Annotated in this window: 12 protein-coding genes; 3 read left to right on the forward strand and 9 right to left on the reverse strand. The window is 52.7% G+C overall.

The genetic code is table 11. The features are described from left to right. The 9 genes from AB1S50_RS02005 to AB1S50_RS02045 are packed head-to-tail and all read right to left on the reverse strand — an operon-like array spanning window position 1 to window position 9,814. A complete protein-coding gene (locus AB1S50_RS02005; RefSeq protein WP_367148707.1) occupies window positions 1-321 on the reverse strand; it encodes a hypothetical protein in 321 nt (106 codons plus the stop codon). Between the two features lie 5 nt (window positions 322-326). Next, entirely contained in the window at window positions 327-1,310 is a 984-nt protein-coding gene (locus tag AB1S50_RS02010) for a sugar kinase (protein ID WP_367148708.1), read from the reverse strand. Continuing rightward, window positions 1,307-2,482, reverse strand: coding sequence for a mannonate dehydratase (gene uxuA, locus AB1S50_RS02015; RefSeq protein ID WP_367148709.1), 1,176 nt, complete (start codon window positions 2,480-2,482; stop codon window positions 1,307-1,309). The genes AB1S50_RS02010 and uxuA overlap by 4 nt, the downstream gene beginning before the upstream one ends. A 14-nt stretch (window positions 2,483-2,496) precedes the next feature. After that, the gene (locus AB1S50_RS02020; RefSeq protein ID WP_367148710.1) at window positions 2,497-3,978 is read right to left on the reverse strand and encodes an aldehyde dehydrogenase family protein; all 1,482 of its coding nucleotides are present in this window, start codon (window positions 3,976-3,978) and stop codon (window positions 2,497-2,499) included. A 4-nt stretch (window positions 3,979-3,982) separates the two neighbouring features. Further along, entirely contained in the window at window positions 3,983-5,068 is a 1,086-nt protein-coding gene (locus tag AB1S50_RS02025) for a pyridoxal phosphate-dependent aminotransferase (RefSeq protein ID WP_367148711.1), read from the reverse strand. A gap of 26 nt (window positions 5,069-5,094) precedes the next feature. Further along, on the reverse strand, window positions 5,095-6,732 hold the full coding sequence (locus AB1S50_RS02030) for a thiamine pyrophosphate-dependent enzyme (RefSeq protein ID WP_367148712.1): 1,638 nt from the start codon (window positions 6,730-6,732) through the stop codon (window positions 5,095-5,097). 28 nt (window positions 6,733-6,760) lie between these two features. Further along, on the reverse strand, window positions 6,761-7,048 hold the full coding sequence (locus AB1S50_RS02035; RefSeq protein WP_367148713.1) for a hypothetical protein: 288 nt from the start codon (window positions 7,046-7,048) through the stop codon (window positions 6,761-6,763). 9 nt (window positions 7,049-7,057) lie between these two features. After that, entirely contained in the window at window positions 7,058-8,212 is a 1,155-nt protein-coding gene (locus AB1S50_RS02040; protein WP_367148714.1) for a nitrilase-related carbon-nitrogen hydrolase, read from the reverse strand. 18 nt (window positions 8,213-8,230) lie between these two features. Beyond that, window positions 8,231-9,814, reverse strand: a complete 1,584-nt coding sequence (locus tag AB1S50_RS02045; protein WP_367148715.1) for a phytoene desaturase family protein — start codon at window positions 9,812-9,814, stop codon at window positions 8,231-8,233. A 376-nt stretch (window positions 9,815-10,190) separates the two neighbouring features. Between AB1S50_RS02045 and AB1S50_RS02050 the strand changes: the two genes are divergently transcribed. The 3 genes from AB1S50_RS02050 to AB1S50_RS02060 all read left to right on the forward strand — a co-directional run bounded on the left by AB1S50_RS02050 (window position 10,191) and on the right by AB1S50_RS02060 (window position 15,004). Then, on the forward strand, window positions 10,191-10,901 hold the full coding sequence (locus tag AB1S50_RS02050; protein WP_367148716.1) for a FadR/GntR family transcriptional regulator: 711 nt from the start codon (window positions 10,191-10,193) through the stop codon (window positions 10,899-10,901). An 811-nt stretch (window positions 10,902-11,712) separates the two neighbouring features. After that, window positions 11,713-14,010 carry a TonB-dependent receptor gene (locus AB1S50_RS02055; RefSeq protein WP_367148717.1) on the forward strand — a complete coding sequence of 766 codons (2,298 nt, stop codon included), beginning with the start codon at window positions 11,713-11,715 and terminating at the stop codon, window positions 14,008-14,010. A gap of 139 nt (window positions 14,011-14,149) precedes the next feature. After that, on the forward strand, window positions 14,150-15,004 hold the full coding sequence (locus tag AB1S50_RS02060) for an SDR family NAD(P)-dependent oxidoreductase (RefSeq protein ID WP_367148718.1): 855 nt from the start codon (window positions 14,150-14,152) through the stop codon (window positions 15,002-15,004). The last annotated feature ends 203 nt before the right edge of the window (window positions 15,005-15,207 follow it).

Consider the following 15,207-nt stretch of genomic DNA (forward strand, 5'->3'; position numbering starts at 1 on the left):
TCAATTTCCTACAGCGGCAAATAGATTTTGCCAATAAAGGGATTTTTCTTTCAATGTTTTATTATCTTGCCGTTTTTGCTGCTCGCAGCTATAAGCCGCCAGGAATCCATCGTGGGCATCCGCCAGGCAGGCGTCCAATAACTGGGAGAGCAGTTCAGCGGGAGTTATTCCCAGCATTTCCCCCATGGCGTGTATTCTGGCTTGCTGCACGACAGAGAATTCGTAAGAAGCAATCGCAGTGCCTTCTGCCGCCGGTGCTGAATCACCAGCAGTCTTTAACTTTTCAGAATTCAATCGGCAGGTAAGTGCTTGTGTATGCATTGTCTTTATTGCTTAGTTGCAGTCGGCATTGATGCCATCGGTATAATGGCGCCACGATGTTGTACTACAGTGCCCGCCAGTTGTTGCCCCAGCGATACCGCTTCCACGCAATCGAGCCCACGCAGGCGGCCAATTAAATATCCGGCATTGAACGAATCCCCAGCCGCCGTGGTATCGAGCGCTTTGACGGGGTTTTCGAGTGGGCACTGTGTCTGCATATCGGCATGGAACAGTGTGCACCCCTCTACCCCCTGTTTGACGACCAGTTCAGAAGCGTCGTAGGCCCGCAACCTTTCCATCAGCGAATTGGATGATTCCCCGGGGTAAAGCAGAGCTTCGTCTTCCAGTGTTGGCAGAGCTATGTCCGCCAGAGAGTAGGCCTGTGCAAACAGTTGGCGAGCGCGATCGGGATCAGGCCATTGTCTCGGTCGGTAATTGCTGTCGAACGCAATGACGCCACCGGAATGCTTGAAGTGAGTGAGAAAGTCCAGCCAGTACTGAAGTGATTGATCGGAAAAAAGGGACATGCTGATGCCCGTGAAATAAATCACATCCGCGTCAGCCAATCGGTCAAAAATACGTTGCCGTCTATCGGGGTCGTCGAACAGTTGCCTGACCGGCGCCTGGTTGCGCCAATAGTGAAAGCAACGCTCTCCCGCATCGTCGGTCTCAATGGCATAGAGCCCCGGCAGGGAGCCTGGAAACCGCTCTACCAGTGCCGTGTCCACCCGCTCCGCCTGCCACTGGCTGAGCAGCCAGTCGCTGATGGTGTCGTCACCCAGAGCGGTCAGGTAGGCTACCCGACCACCCAGCCGGGCCATATACAGTGCGGTGTTGAAGGTGTCGCCGCCGTAGGAAAAGCTGGCCGCTAGCCTGGCCGACGACGTGAGTCCCTGGGGCAGGGACAGCTCAACCATACACTCACCCATAATCGCAACCCGACTGCCGGGATTGCGCGGAAGCTTCGGATTTGAAGCTTCATCACTCATAAGCTGAGTTCCAGTGCGTAAATAAGGCCGCGTAACTCCGCCAGCCCTTTCATTCGGCCCAGCATGGAATACCCGGGGTTGGTGTCCTTGCCTATATCGTCACCCAGCAGGTGACCGTGGTCAGGCCGCATAGGAATCTGGCTGTTTTCAAGTCCCTCTTCCTGCCGGCGGCGCTCTTCCAGGAGCAGTGCCTTTGTCAGGGCAAACATGTCGTTGTCACCTTTCAGGTGCTCTGACTCATAAAAGGAACCATCCGGCTGTCGGCTGACATTGCGCAAATGGACAAAGTGAATCTGCCGGCCAAACTCCTCCACCATGGCTACCAGATCGTTGTCGCCCCTGGAGCCGTAGGAGCCTGCGCAGAGTGTCAATCCATTGCTGGGGCTCTGTACCGCATTCAGCAGCGCCCTGGCGTCGTCGGCGGTAGAAACCACACGAGGCAGTCCGAACAGAGAAAAGGGTGGGTCATCAGGGTGAATACAGAGCCTGACGCCATGCTTCTCCGCGGTAGGTACCACATCGGAAAGGAAGGAAAACAAATTCCGCTGGAAGCTTTGATTGTCTACATCCTTGTACTCCGCAATAGCGGCGCGAATGCCTTCGCGATCGAACCCCTCTGCACCACCGGGCAGCCCGGCGATAATGTTTGCCTCCAGCAGGTCAATCTCTTGCTGGGTCATGGAGCCAAAGCGCGCTTCAGCTGCGCTCAACTGCTCGGCGGTATAATCCGCTTTGACGCCTTCCCTTTTTAGAACATAGACATCGTAGGCGATAAAATCGTCCATACGAAACTGGAGCGCATAGCTTTCGTTGTCAAGTTTGTAGTTCAGGTTGGTCCGGGTCCAGTCAACCACGGGCATAAAGTTGTAGCAAACGGTATTGATGCCGGCTTTTGCCAGGTTGATCAGCGTCTGTTTATAAGCTTCGATATACTGTTGATAGTCACCGCGCCACAGCTTGATATCATTGTGTAGTGGAACGCTTTCCACCACATTCCAGCTCAGGCCACTTTTCTCGATTTCAGCTTTGCGCTGCGCGATTTCCTCCAGGGGCCAAGCTTCGCCAATATCCAAGTGATGGAGGGAAGTAACCACATGGGAGGCCCCTGCCTGAACAATATTCTCCAGGCTTACCGGATCCTTGGGGCCAAACCAGCGCCAGGATTCTTGCATATTTCACCTCGTTGTTACAGACGGACAACTACCGATTTAAGTTCTGTATATTGCAGCAGGGCTTGGTGTCCATTCTCCCGTCCCCAGCCCGATTGTTTATATCCCCCAAAGGGAACCGCCATATCCGGAATGCCGTGGCAATTCACCCAGAGTAACCCCGCTTTTATCGCCGCCGCAGTTCTGTGGGCGCGACTGACATCAGCGGTCCATACACTGGCTGCCAGGCCATAGTCGCTGTCGTTGGCCAGTGCAATAATGTCGTCGTCATCGCTAAACGGTAAGACGGTCAATACAGGTCCGAAAATTTCTTCACGAACCAGGCTCATATCCGCGTTGACCTCGGTAAATACTGTTGGACTGATATAGTAGCCACCCTGTGTTTCCAGAACCTGGCCGCCGCACAACAAGCTCGCGCCCTCGGCCAGGCCCGCATCGATCTTTTGTTTTACCGAATTGAGCTGTCGCGCTGAGATTAATGGGCCCATTTGGGTGTCGGTATCACAGGCATCACCAACAACCAGTGACTCCGCGCGATGCTTGATTTTGGCAATAAGCTCCGGGTAGATATCGCGGTGGACATAAAGGCGCGAAGCTGCCACGCAAACCTGTCCCGCATTGGAGAAGATGGCTTCGATAGCGCCCTGGGCTGCCGCTTCAACATCCGCGTCGGCAAAAACGATCATGGGCGACTTGCCGCCCAACTCCAGGGATACCTTCTTCAGGTTACCCTTGGCGGCTTCGACTATTTTTTTCCCCACTTCGGTGGAGCCTGTGAAGGAGACCTTATCCACATCCCTGTGTGCCGCTAGGTGGTGGCCAATGGTGACGCCATCCCCCAAAACGATATTGACCACTCCTGACGGAATACCCGCCTCCATCATCAGCTCACCCAGCAGCATGGTGGAAAGAGGGGTTTCCTCGGCGGGTTTGATGATGCAACTGCAACCGGCCGCCAACGCCGGTGCCAGTTTCCAGCACGCTTGTACCAGTGGGCCATTCCAGGGCACGATGAGTGCAGCCACACCGACCGGTTCGCGCCGCGTATAGACATGAAACTCGGAATCAGGGGCTCCGGAAAGACTCTTGCTGTCCCCTTCGAGCTTGGTGCACCAGCCTGCGTAGTAGCGAAAGCACTCGGCAGCAAAAGGCACTTCACCATTTTTGGTGGAGAGATATAATTTCCCCCCATCCAGCATTTCCAATTCAGCCAGCTGCTCGGCATGCTCATCCATCAAGTCCGCCAGCTTCCACAGTACTTTGGCTCTGGCAGTGCTGCTTAGACCCGTCCAGCGCTGCTCGTCAAAAGCCTTTCTGGCAGCCGCCACGGCGCTATCCACATCTGTCGTAGTTGCCGGATAGTACTGGGAGATGGCTTCCCCATCACTGGGGTTGACTACCGGCAGAATCTGCTCTGAGCAAAGCCACTGACCGTTAACCAAACTCCCCTGGTGTTGTTGTAAACGCCGCTGAGTTTTCTCTGAGATCTCGTGCTGCATTTGCTTAGGCTCGCATATAGTCTGCCAAAGCGGATAAAACCGCTTGGTTCTCCTGGTCCAGGCCAACGCTGATTCTCAGATATTGATCCGATCCCCCGGCCGGCCTGGGTATTATTCCCCGGGATTGCAGAAAAGCTGCTGCATCTGATCCGCTTTTACCCTGGGATTCCGGGAATTTCATCAGATAGAAGTTAGTTTGACTGGGAATAATCTCTATACCCATAGCACCAACTGCTTCTCTAATATGAATTAGGGACACTTTATTGTGGTCCTTTATCCGGGCTGTAAACTCTACATCTTTGATCGCTGCCTTTGCTGCTGCCAGAGCCGGTCCGTTGGTATTGAATGGTGTGCGAATTCTCCCTGCAGACCTGACAACGGACTCCGGACAATACGCCCATCCAATACGCAAAGACGGCAAGCCGTATATTTTTGAGAATGTTCGCGTCATCACGACATTTTCGAACTCTTCTACCAGTGACGAACCGTCTTCATAGCTTTCATCCCATACATACTCGGCGTAGGCATCGTCGATCAACAGAAGACAACTTTCAGGCAAGCCGGCGTGCAGTCGCCTTAACTCGGAGCCGCTGATAAAGGTTCCGGTGGGATTGTTGGGATTGGCGATGGTGCAAAAGCGGGTTTTTTCCGTAACCCGCTCCAGCAATGCGTCCACATCCACCCGGTAGTCTTTTTCCGGTGCGATCACCAATTCGGCACCCTGGGCAACGCAGTGAATGTTGCTCATAATAAAGCCGTTTTCACTGAGCAGCGCCTGATCCCCGGGGCGCACATAGGTTCGCACCATCAGTTGAATCAGCTCGTCTGAGCCGTTGCCGCAAATAATTTTGTCAGCATCCAGGTTGTGCACTTCGGCTATGGCATGGCGCAGTTCATACTGGCTGCCGTCCGGGTAGCGGTTCAGCGTCGCCGCAGCATCCTGGTAAGCTTCCAAGGCCCTTGGCGACGGCCCATGGGATGACTCGTTTGAGGATAACTTGATGGGGTTGCTGACCCCGTCTATCTGGCTTTGCCCCTGCTTGTAGGGAGCCAGTTTCAGTACCCCGGATACCGGTTCGAGTTTACTCATAATTTAGCCTCGTGCAGTACGCCGGTTTATTTGCAAACGGATTTGCGGTTTTGCGGCATCATCAAAAAAGGCCAGGGTGCCGGGAAGAATTCATCTATCGCCACTTCGATGATGCTGGGCCCGCGTTGGTCAAAGGCCTGGCGTATGGCCTGGCGCATAGTCTCCGGGTCCGAGGCTTTAAAGCCCGCAGCACCGAAGCTTTCCGCCATTTTCACGAAGTCCGGGTTGTGCAGGTCCGAGCAGATTACGCGGCCGTCAAACCACTCCTTCTGCTGGCGCTGTACATTGGTGAAGCGCTTGTCGTTGAAGATGATCGTCACCAGTGGCAGCTGGTACTGTACCGCCGTTGCCAGTTCCTGCATGGTGAACATAAAGCCACCGTCGCCACTGATTTGGATTACCTTCTTGTCCATATTGCCCGCCATCACTCCCAGGGCGGTGGCATAGCCGTAGCCCAGAGTGCCCTGGTAGCCAGCGCTGATATGCTGGCGGGGTTTGTATACGGGGAAACCATACCAGGAGACGAAGCCCACCTGGGTAACCTCGTCGACGAATATGCCATCTTTGGGCAGCTCTTCGCGGATAACGTCCAGGTAGGCCATCTGCGGCCCCACCTTTTGCCGGATCTCGGCGTCGATCGCGGTCTTAAGCGCGACAAGCTCCTCTTCGCGGCTTTCCGAACGGTGATCCTTGAGGTTTTCCAGCAGCGCTTGCACCACCTGTGCTGAGTCCCCAACGATACCCACCTCGGGCTTGCATATGCGGGAGATCTGTGTGGGATCGATATCCACCCTAATCAATTTAAGGTCGTCATCCTTGCCCCACATGGTCAGCGGCCAGTTTAACCGTGTGCCGATTGCCAGCACCGCGTCTGTATCCGCCCAGAGTCGATGTCCCATGGGGAAATTGGCGCTCAGGTAATGTTCACTGGATACGATACCCTTGCCGCTGCGGCAGGCCATTACCGGTGCCTGCAGCCTTTCCGCCAATGCCTGGATTTCATCACTGGCTTCCAGTGCTCCGGAACCCACGACAATCATCGGCTTGCGCGCATTGCGCAAAACCTCGGTTGCCTCGGCGACAAGCTCTTCGTCCACCGGCGGGGTGATATATCCGGTCACCGCAGGTAAAATTTCCACTTCGGCCTGTAATGCCATGATGTCCATGGGCATTTCGACTTCAACCGGGCGCGGATAACCGGATTGTAGTTGTTTGAACGCCTCGGCAATTTTTTCCGGTGCCTGACTCGGGTAATCGATCGACGAGGACCATTTAGTGATATGGCTGATCATACCCAATTGGTCATCGATTTCATGCAAGTCCCCATATCCTTTACCGATAGCGGTGGAGGGGATTTGCCCTGAAATACACAAAACCGGTGCATAGTTTGACCAGGCTGTACAAAGCGCGCCGGCCGCGTTCAGCAGTCCCGGCCCAGGCACTACAGCACAGGTGCCCACCTTGCCTGTGGATTTGGCATAGCCATAGGCCATATAGGCAGTACCCTGCTCGTGACGGGTATGAATGAGTCGGAAGTCCTCGCCTTCCTTGTACATTGCGTCGAACAGAAAATCCAGCTGTCCACCGGGTAGTCCGAAGACGGTGTCTACACCATTGGCACGCAAGGACTTAATGATCGCCTCGCCCCCTGTCATTTTTGTCATGATTAAAACCCTACTGCTAAAACTGTGACTATTTATTACGTTGCGATATCGGACGCTTGGCGCTGCTATTGCTCGCTTGCCGCATGGCTTTGCGTCGACGATAGCGAATCAGGAAAACTGGAAAGGCCAACAGGTATAGCCACACCATGGGAACCTTCAGCGCCTTGCCCAATGCGGACACCACATCATCGGGGCTCACGTATACCCGGCTCTGCATGGCTTGATCCGGATGGCTGTGGATAATCAGGTGGTCTTTCTTGTATTCGAAATGACCGAACTCAAAATCTATATCCGCCAGTTTACTTTTGACTTTCATAATGACCTCTTAGGTTTTTTTGAGTCGCCCAGTCGACTGTGCGTAGTCAATACGCTTCTGCAGCAACTCTGATACCTGTCCGGGCTCCATCCCCGCCGGTGGTGTAAATTGCCCGCGGGCGTAGAGGTCGTCGAACACTTCCTTGCATATGGAAATTTTTTCCACCAGCGCTTTCGGGGGTTTTCCGGAAGGGAAGCGGTTGGGTGGATAAATGGAATTGGTATACATCTCCCGAAAGCCTTCGGTACGCACGTCAATCCAGCAGTTGTGATTGGTTTTGGTCCGGTACATGCGCAGCGCTTCGATATCGATGGGGACCGCTAACACCTGCTCATTGGGGTAGGGTGCCTCGCGCAGCATCATGCCGGTATAGTCGATGGCGAAGGAGTGCCCCGGGCAGAATGCTTTCGGGTAGTAGTCGTAGTTTACGCTGCCCCAGTTGGCACCAAGCAGGTAGCACATATTGTCGTGGGCCCGGGTACGACGGGTAAAACGCCAGAAATCCCAGGGTTCTGAAACCCCTTCGAACTCCTGTATGGCGCCCGGGTGACAAATGACCTCTGCGCCGTTATAGCCCAATGCCCTGGAGACTTCGGGGGTACAGCCATCGTGGCAGGTCATGGTACCCAGCTTGCCTATTTCGGTATCAATTACCGGGAACAGGTCTTTGATGCCGCCGCCGAAGTGTTCGCAGTATTCGTCAAAGATATCGTGCGGACTGGTTCCCAATCCCAGTGAAGCGTTGATATGCCACTTGTGGTATTTCAATACCACTTCGCCGGTGGGGCCCACAATAAAATTGGTGTTAAACCAGCGGTCCGGAAATTCCGCAACCTGTTCCACCACACCGCCACCGCAAATGTAGAGGCCGTATTCCTTGGCAATCTCGCCGAGTTGATCAATTTCCGGACCGGGGATGGTCACCGCTTTCTTCATCTGGTCGGAAATCTTGCTTTCACCTTTGCCCGGTGTGCCCACACCCTGCATAAAATACTCGGGCAGAATCACCAGGCGAACCGGCACTTCCCAGTGATAACCCACGCCAAAATGGATCAGGTTTTTCACTCGGTCCAGGTTCAGCTGGATGCCTTCGCGGTCATTTACCACATTTACTTCGGGCTGAATGATCAGCGCCGTATATGGATCCACTTTCTTCTGTGTCATATTTGTTTAGCCCTGTGCTTAAAAAGCAAAATCGTCGTCTTCTTGTTTGATACCGAGATCCAGCAGAATCTCGTTGGCGGCAATGGTGCCCATACCGCAAATACCACCCCCGGGATGGCAGGAAGGCCCGGTCATATAGAATTTCTTCACCGGGCCACGGTAGTCGGCGTAATTGGGGAAGGGGCGAAAGGCGCCCATCTGCGCCAGCGTTCTCTCACCGCCGGTAGTGACGCCGCGATGGAAACAAAGATTGGCTCTCGCCAGGCTCGGCCCTGTCTCCACATACTCCGCCAGGATATTGTCGTCGGTCATATTGGTGGTGTAGTTCCGCAACTGGGACAGTAAGGTGTTGCGGCAGTAGTCAGCGCCGATCTTCTCCCAGTTTTCACCACTGGCGAGATCCACCGGCACGAAGGTGTCCATAATCAGCGTGTGCTTGCCGTCTGGGGCGCGGGTGGGGTCCATTTGTGTCCAGGCGGCGGTCCACAAGAACGGATCGCTGGGCACCTGCCCGGCGGCGATTTCCCGGTACTGCTTGTCGATGTCGGCAACGGTTCCAAACATGCGCTGAAAGGCGGTCGCGTTCATATCCGCACCGCCCTTAAAATGGGGCGCTTCATTCAGGGCGTAATGCACTCGGGCAATCGTGATGTCGCCAAAGCTAAAATTGCGCACCATTTGTTTGAAACCGCTGGGGAGTTCATTGTCTTCGAATCCCTTTAAGTAGGTCTGGAAAGGATCCAGAGCACTGACTACACCCTGGCGGGCGAATATTTCACGGCCATCTTCCAGGCGGATGCCCTTACACTCATTGTTTTCGGTAATGAATTTGTCCAGGGTTGCGCCGGTCAGAACAGTGCTGCCATTGGCCTCAATATAGCGGCGCATGGACTCAGACAGCATGCCACTGCCGCCCTCGGGGATGGACTGGCCATAGTAGTGAATACTGGGGATCATCACGTAGAAGCCGGCGGCGGTGCCCAATTGATCCGGCAGGGTCTGAGGTGCCATAGCCCACCCCAGAATAAAGGCGCGAACATGGTCGTTTTCAAAGTTTTCCAGGGTGAACTGGCGGGAGCTGAGCTGGTAGTCCCGCAGGCGCTTTAAGCCCTCGGGGTTGTTCTCCAGGCCTTGATACATATAGCTTGGAGGCGCCGGTGGGGAGAACATTCCCTTGATTACGCCATCCTGAATCTCACCAAACTCCTGGTAAATTTCGCGGTAACGGCGGGCATCATTTTTGGAGTACTCGGCGATGGTATCGCAGGTCTTGTCCACGTCCTTATAGACTACGATTCCCTGTCCTTCGTATTTATTGGGGTGACCTGTGATCTGGTCCTCGGACCAGATGTATTTTAGGCCGTGTTTCTCAAGTTCAGGTTTCAGTTCCTTGAAATCTGGATTCAGATGAATCCAGACATGGGAGGAGCCAAAAGGATCATGCTTGAAACCCGGCAGGGTCAATTCCCGGGTCAAGGCTCCACCTCCAACCCAGTCGTTGCGCTCAGCTACCAGTACTTTGAGGCCATTCTTTACCAGCAGTGAGGCACATATCAGGCCGTTGTGGCCGCCACCCGCAATAATGACATCGTAATCCGCCATTTAACCCCCTCTCCACTCCCCACGCTTAGCGGGGTCAAAATTTTATGAGTTCCTGTTTCTGCTGCCCTGGCTATCCTAGTAGCCTTAGGGAGCCACAAGCTATCAATAACCCCATTAATTGTCAAACACTCAAAAAGCCAGTTAGGTAATTAGTAGGTAAGGAGTATAAGGATTTGGTTCATATAGGCAGCAGAATCTGCTTATTTTGGTTAATTTTTAATCTATTTCAAAGCAGATGGCAGCTCGGTTTAGATGGTCGACTGGTATAAAAGATTTGGTCAATATGGCTATAAGCCCATTATTTGGCTGTTGATTAGATTAAATAGTAGATTTTGGGTAGAATCTTGAGGGCTAAATATTCTTAACAAGGAACATAATGGAAACCGAAGAGATCTCGCGTAAAAACACCCGGGGACAGGTGAACGCGGCCGTGCATACCCTCGGCCGGAGGATTGCCAACGGGACCTACGCTGAGGGGAGCACATTAGCCATCGAACAGGATCTAGCGGCTAATTTGGGCGTGGGTCGCAACGCATTGCGAGAAACTGTAAAGGTGCTATCCGGAAAAGGCTTGTTGTCCACAGCTCCCCGCAGTGGTACCAAGGTGCGCCCCAGGGACGAGTGGAATATGCTCGATCCAGACGTGCTGGCATGGCATGCAGACCCGGATACGGCTACCCGCGAATTTATGCTCGATCTCATAGAGTTGCGTCATATTATTGAGCCCAAAGCCGCAGAACTGGCGGCGAAGCGGGCAACCCGGGAAGATATTTCAAACATTTTGTCGGCTTACGATGCCATGGCCAACTGCGGAGAGGATCTGCAAAAGCGCATAGAGGCGGATATTGAATTTCACACCGCAGTGCTAAAAGCCTCGCACAATTCGGTGCTTACTCACTTCAAGCACGCCATTTCAACCTATTTACGGGCGCATGTGAAACAAGGTGAGGCCCAGACGGAAGAGGTCAGTCAAGCCGATTTGGAGCGCCACTACCAGATCGCCCTGGCCATCGCTTCGGGTGAGGCCAAGTCCGCCTGCAGTCTGGCTAAGGAGATGCTCAATCTGAATCGCCGCCACTTCGACTAGTACTCTCTCCCCAGGCAGTGCCCTTTTGCGGGATCTCCAATCGCTCCCTGCAATTTGGTGCGTGAGTGATTGAAGCCCGATGGCCCTGGCGCGCAAATATCGGGTCATCTGTTGTGGTGAGCCCGGCCCCTTGCAGTCTGACCCCAGCCTTCATAGGGGTCATCATCCGCGTCGAAAGGAACAATAATATCCCTGAGTTTTCCTCAGCAAATCATGCAGTTACAGGCATAAGTTGCGCCCTGAATATCGCTGTTCCGGACTGCCTCCTGTTGGAAAAGCCTCTTTCAGTAGCCGGACATTAACCTGGCAACTTATTTAGTTGTCGGGTCAGTAGCTACACCTGCGGTGCCATAGGCCCATTGATCATCGGTTGCGGGGCGAATACAAAGCCGGCTTCTCGTAACGGATGCCGGGTGCCCGGAACGCTGGGCGCAACTCGGTTTTTTCTTGGGTCTCCCCCTGATGCCCTGGTGCTCAGATTGGCCGTTTACTGGAGCGGTATCAAGCATATCGGCATACCCGATAGCATTAAATTCTATGAGTATAATTTGCTTAATGGGATTAATCGTTCTCATGGCATTCTTAAAAGAATGGGCGAAAAGTCCAGTTTAACTACAATATTGACAAGATAGTCACTTATTATGACGAAGATTAATGTAAAAAAAGGGGGTTAAATCTGTTGACCGGTGATTATTAATGGGATTATATTGAGTTCCGGTTTGGGTGGTATATGTTCTGGCTATAAGCCAATCCTCGCTTTATGAGAAGACCTGAGCCCCGATAAGTTAATAATGAGAGGAGGCGTTACAAGATGATCAATGGGAGATCTTTGAGTCCATTGGCCGCGGCGATAATGGCATTGGGCTCTAGTGTCGGTCTTGCTCAAAGCGACACTGATACCAAACAGCTCGCCTTGGAAGAGGTGGTTGTCACCGCGCAGCGGAGAGAGGAATCACTTCAGGATGTGCCTATCAGTGTTTCAGCCTTTACCTCTGAATCCATCGAAAAGGCGAATATTACTTCTGCTTCCGACTACCTGGCGGTAACGCCCAATGTGGCATTCTCCGAGGATGGAGAGGGCGGAAGTCGCAGCATCAACATCAGTATCCGCGGTGTCAGCAATATCACCCTGGACGGTATCTCCACCGCCAACTCCATTGGCTACTATATTGATGAGCTTTCCGTTGGCAGCGTGGCTCAGGGCACTATCAACCCACAGTTGCAGGACGTGGAGCGTATCGAAGTCCTGCGGGGGCCGCAGGGCACCTACTTTGGCCGCAATGCAGTCGGTGGTGCACTCAATATCACCACCAAAAAGCCCGACGACCAGTTCCTTTTTGAAGGTTCAGTAAAAGCCGGCAATTTCGGCAGCAAAGGCGCTGAAACGGTGATAAACGTTCCCATTAGTGACAAGCTAATGGCGCGTGCCGTACTGGGTTACGACGAGTCCGATACGCCTATCAAGAATGTGAACCCTCTGGGTAACGACCCGTTTTATGAGTATACGACGGGGCGCGTGTCCATCCGGGCTTTGCCAACCGATGACATCACCCTCGATCTAAGCGTGACCCATACCCAGGAAGACGAGGGTGGGGATATCAGTATTCCGTCAGGGGTAGTTGACCTGGACACCCAATCGATTTTTGGTATCGGGGCGCATGATGCCGTTGATTCAGGTCAGGGATTTTACCCCGAAAACAAAACCCGCATCGATCGCGATACCCGCGAACTCAATGAAAAAGAGTTCACAGTCGTCAATGCACGATTGACTTGGGAACTGGAGAACATGACATTCAAGTCAATTACAGGTTGGCTTGATAGCTCTTTCGACCGTGTTGCTGACCTGGATGGCATTCCATTTACCTTTGGCCCCTTGCCGCTTCGCCGGGTGAATGACTACGCTGGCGACTCGATCAGCCAGGAATTTCGCTTGCAGTCCGCCGGTGAAAATACCGTCGACTGGACAGCAGGTCTCTATTACGTAAAAGATGAGCTGGATCGCAATAATCAGATCCAGATTTTGCCGAAAGACGACCCTAATGCAGCAGTGCCACTGGGATTTATCAACAGTAATATACAGGAGTTCGATTACGAGAGCTCGGCAGTATTCGGCGAAATGGTATGGCACTTAAACGACCAGTTTGACCTGACCCTGGGCGGGCGTTACTCGCGGGATAAAGTCACTGCCAGCGAAATTGATCTTGTCGCCAGGCCTGTACCGGTAAAAGATACTGTGGAGTTTAGCGACTTTTCTCCGCGGGTAGTGCTGCGTTATATACCCACTGATGATCTGACCCTCTATGGCAGCGTTTCCAAGGGCTATAAAGCGGGTGGAACAGACGTGACAGGTGGCTCCAGGACCGAGGGGGCAGAATTTGATCCCGAAGAGCTCATTAACTACGAATTAGGTTTTAAGAGTTCTCTCTTGGATGGTCGTGTGAATCTGTCGGGCGCCATATTTGCGCTGAGATGGGATGACTTCCAGGTACAGACCAGTCGTCTGGAAGATCCGACTGATATCGGCTCGGATATTTCAACCACGCAAAATGCCAATGAAGCCAGTGCTGAAGGGGTTGAGCTGGAAATGCTGGCACTGCTGACTGAAGGGCTAACCTGGTCGGTGGGCCTGGGCTATATCGACGCACAGTTTGATGACTATCAGGATGCCGTATTGAAAGGCGAGACCAACGGCTTGCCGAACGTAGTGGATGTATCTGGCCAGCCGCTGCCGCGCACGCCGGAATGGACATTCAACACAGCCCTGGAGTATCGCTTTAACGTCGGTGGAATGGACCCCTATGTGCGTGCCCAGTGGGCCTATACCGATGAAACGGTTAGTGATATTGAGGGGGTTGGCTCGCTGGTTGGTCAGACAGTCAATGGCGATCCGTTCAACCTGCCGGAATTTCCCTATCAAATTGATAGCTATGATGTGCTCAACTTAAGCGCTGGCCTGGAGACGGATAATTACCGCGTGTCGGCATTTGTCAAAAATGCGCTGGATGGAGACTACTATACAGGTACTGCGGATAATTTCGGTGCCGCGGGAATTCGGCTTCGTCCCCACTACCGGGAATTTGGTGTGAAGTTTACCTACATCTATTTTTAGGTAAGTTTGTAACAGCATTGTGATTGACAACTTGTTTGTCTTGTTCGCGGGTGGCCAATGGCCACCCGCAGTTTTTTGGGGAATTCCTTTTTAGGGGTAGTGCCATTTGATGGCGTAAACTCTGGGTAAGTTTTGCTGTGTGCAGCGAGCGAAAATTAATATTGTGACAGTGAGTGATAAACTGATGAAGCCATTGATGGTTGTCACCGGTGCCGCCAGTGGTTTGGGTGCCGAGCTGACAAAACAAGCATTGACTGCTGGTTACCATGTTCTGGCGATTGTGCGCAGTAAAAGCAGCTTTAAAAATTCCACTGTTTCTGAGAATAGAGCACTGCATATTTTGCAGCTTGACTTAAATCGCCATGATTGTGGTGAAGTACTGCAAGAAAAGCTTACTGCCATGCTCAACGATGGTTTTAGTTTGAAGGCGCTGATTTTTAATGCCGGAGAGCACCATTGTTCAACAATAGAAGAACATCCTTTGAAAGATGCAAAGCGTCTATTCGATACTAATTTTTTTTCCGTTTTACGATGCCTGCAGGAAGTTCTCCCTCTTATGCGGGAGCAGGGAGAAGCACAAATTTGGGCAACCAGCTCTCTGTCGGCACATGTCAGCCTGCCCTCCGATGGGCTTTATGCGGCAAGCAAAGCAGCGCTGGAGAGATTGTTCGAAAGCCTGCGCTTGGAATTGGAGCCATTTGGTATAGACGTTGGATTGCTGGTACCCAGCACATTTGAATCCCGCCTGATGCGACAGGAGCAGGCAGTCTTGGAGAATTCATCCTGCGACCAAGCCCAACGGGCAGGTAGCACGTCAACGCCAGGGAAATCTGTAACGATACTGGCTTCCAGACTGTTGGAGCTTATAGAGCGGACGCCGGAAAGTTTTCGCTATCCTGGAGACAGTAAAGCCGAAGCTATTTTGGATCAGCTCTATGTGGATTTTGGAATTCAGAGGCTGGGGTTGGCAAAACAGTGGTCAGATCGCAACTAAGAATATTGAGAACTGTTATAATTGCAAATTAATGAGGCGTGATTTTTATTAATCTGCATATACTAGGGAACCTCTGAAAAACTGCTCCAGTCTGGCATAATTTACCCCATTTCCAACATACACAGATTCAATCATGAGCCAACTGACCTTCGCCGAAGCCGAATACACTATCAAGAAACGCAAAACACGGCGCGAACTGTTCC

Source organism: Microbulbifer discodermiae (assembly GCF_040742695.1).
Lineage (GTDB): Bacteria > Pseudomonadota > Gammaproteobacteria > Pseudomonadales > Cellvibrionaceae > Microbulbifer.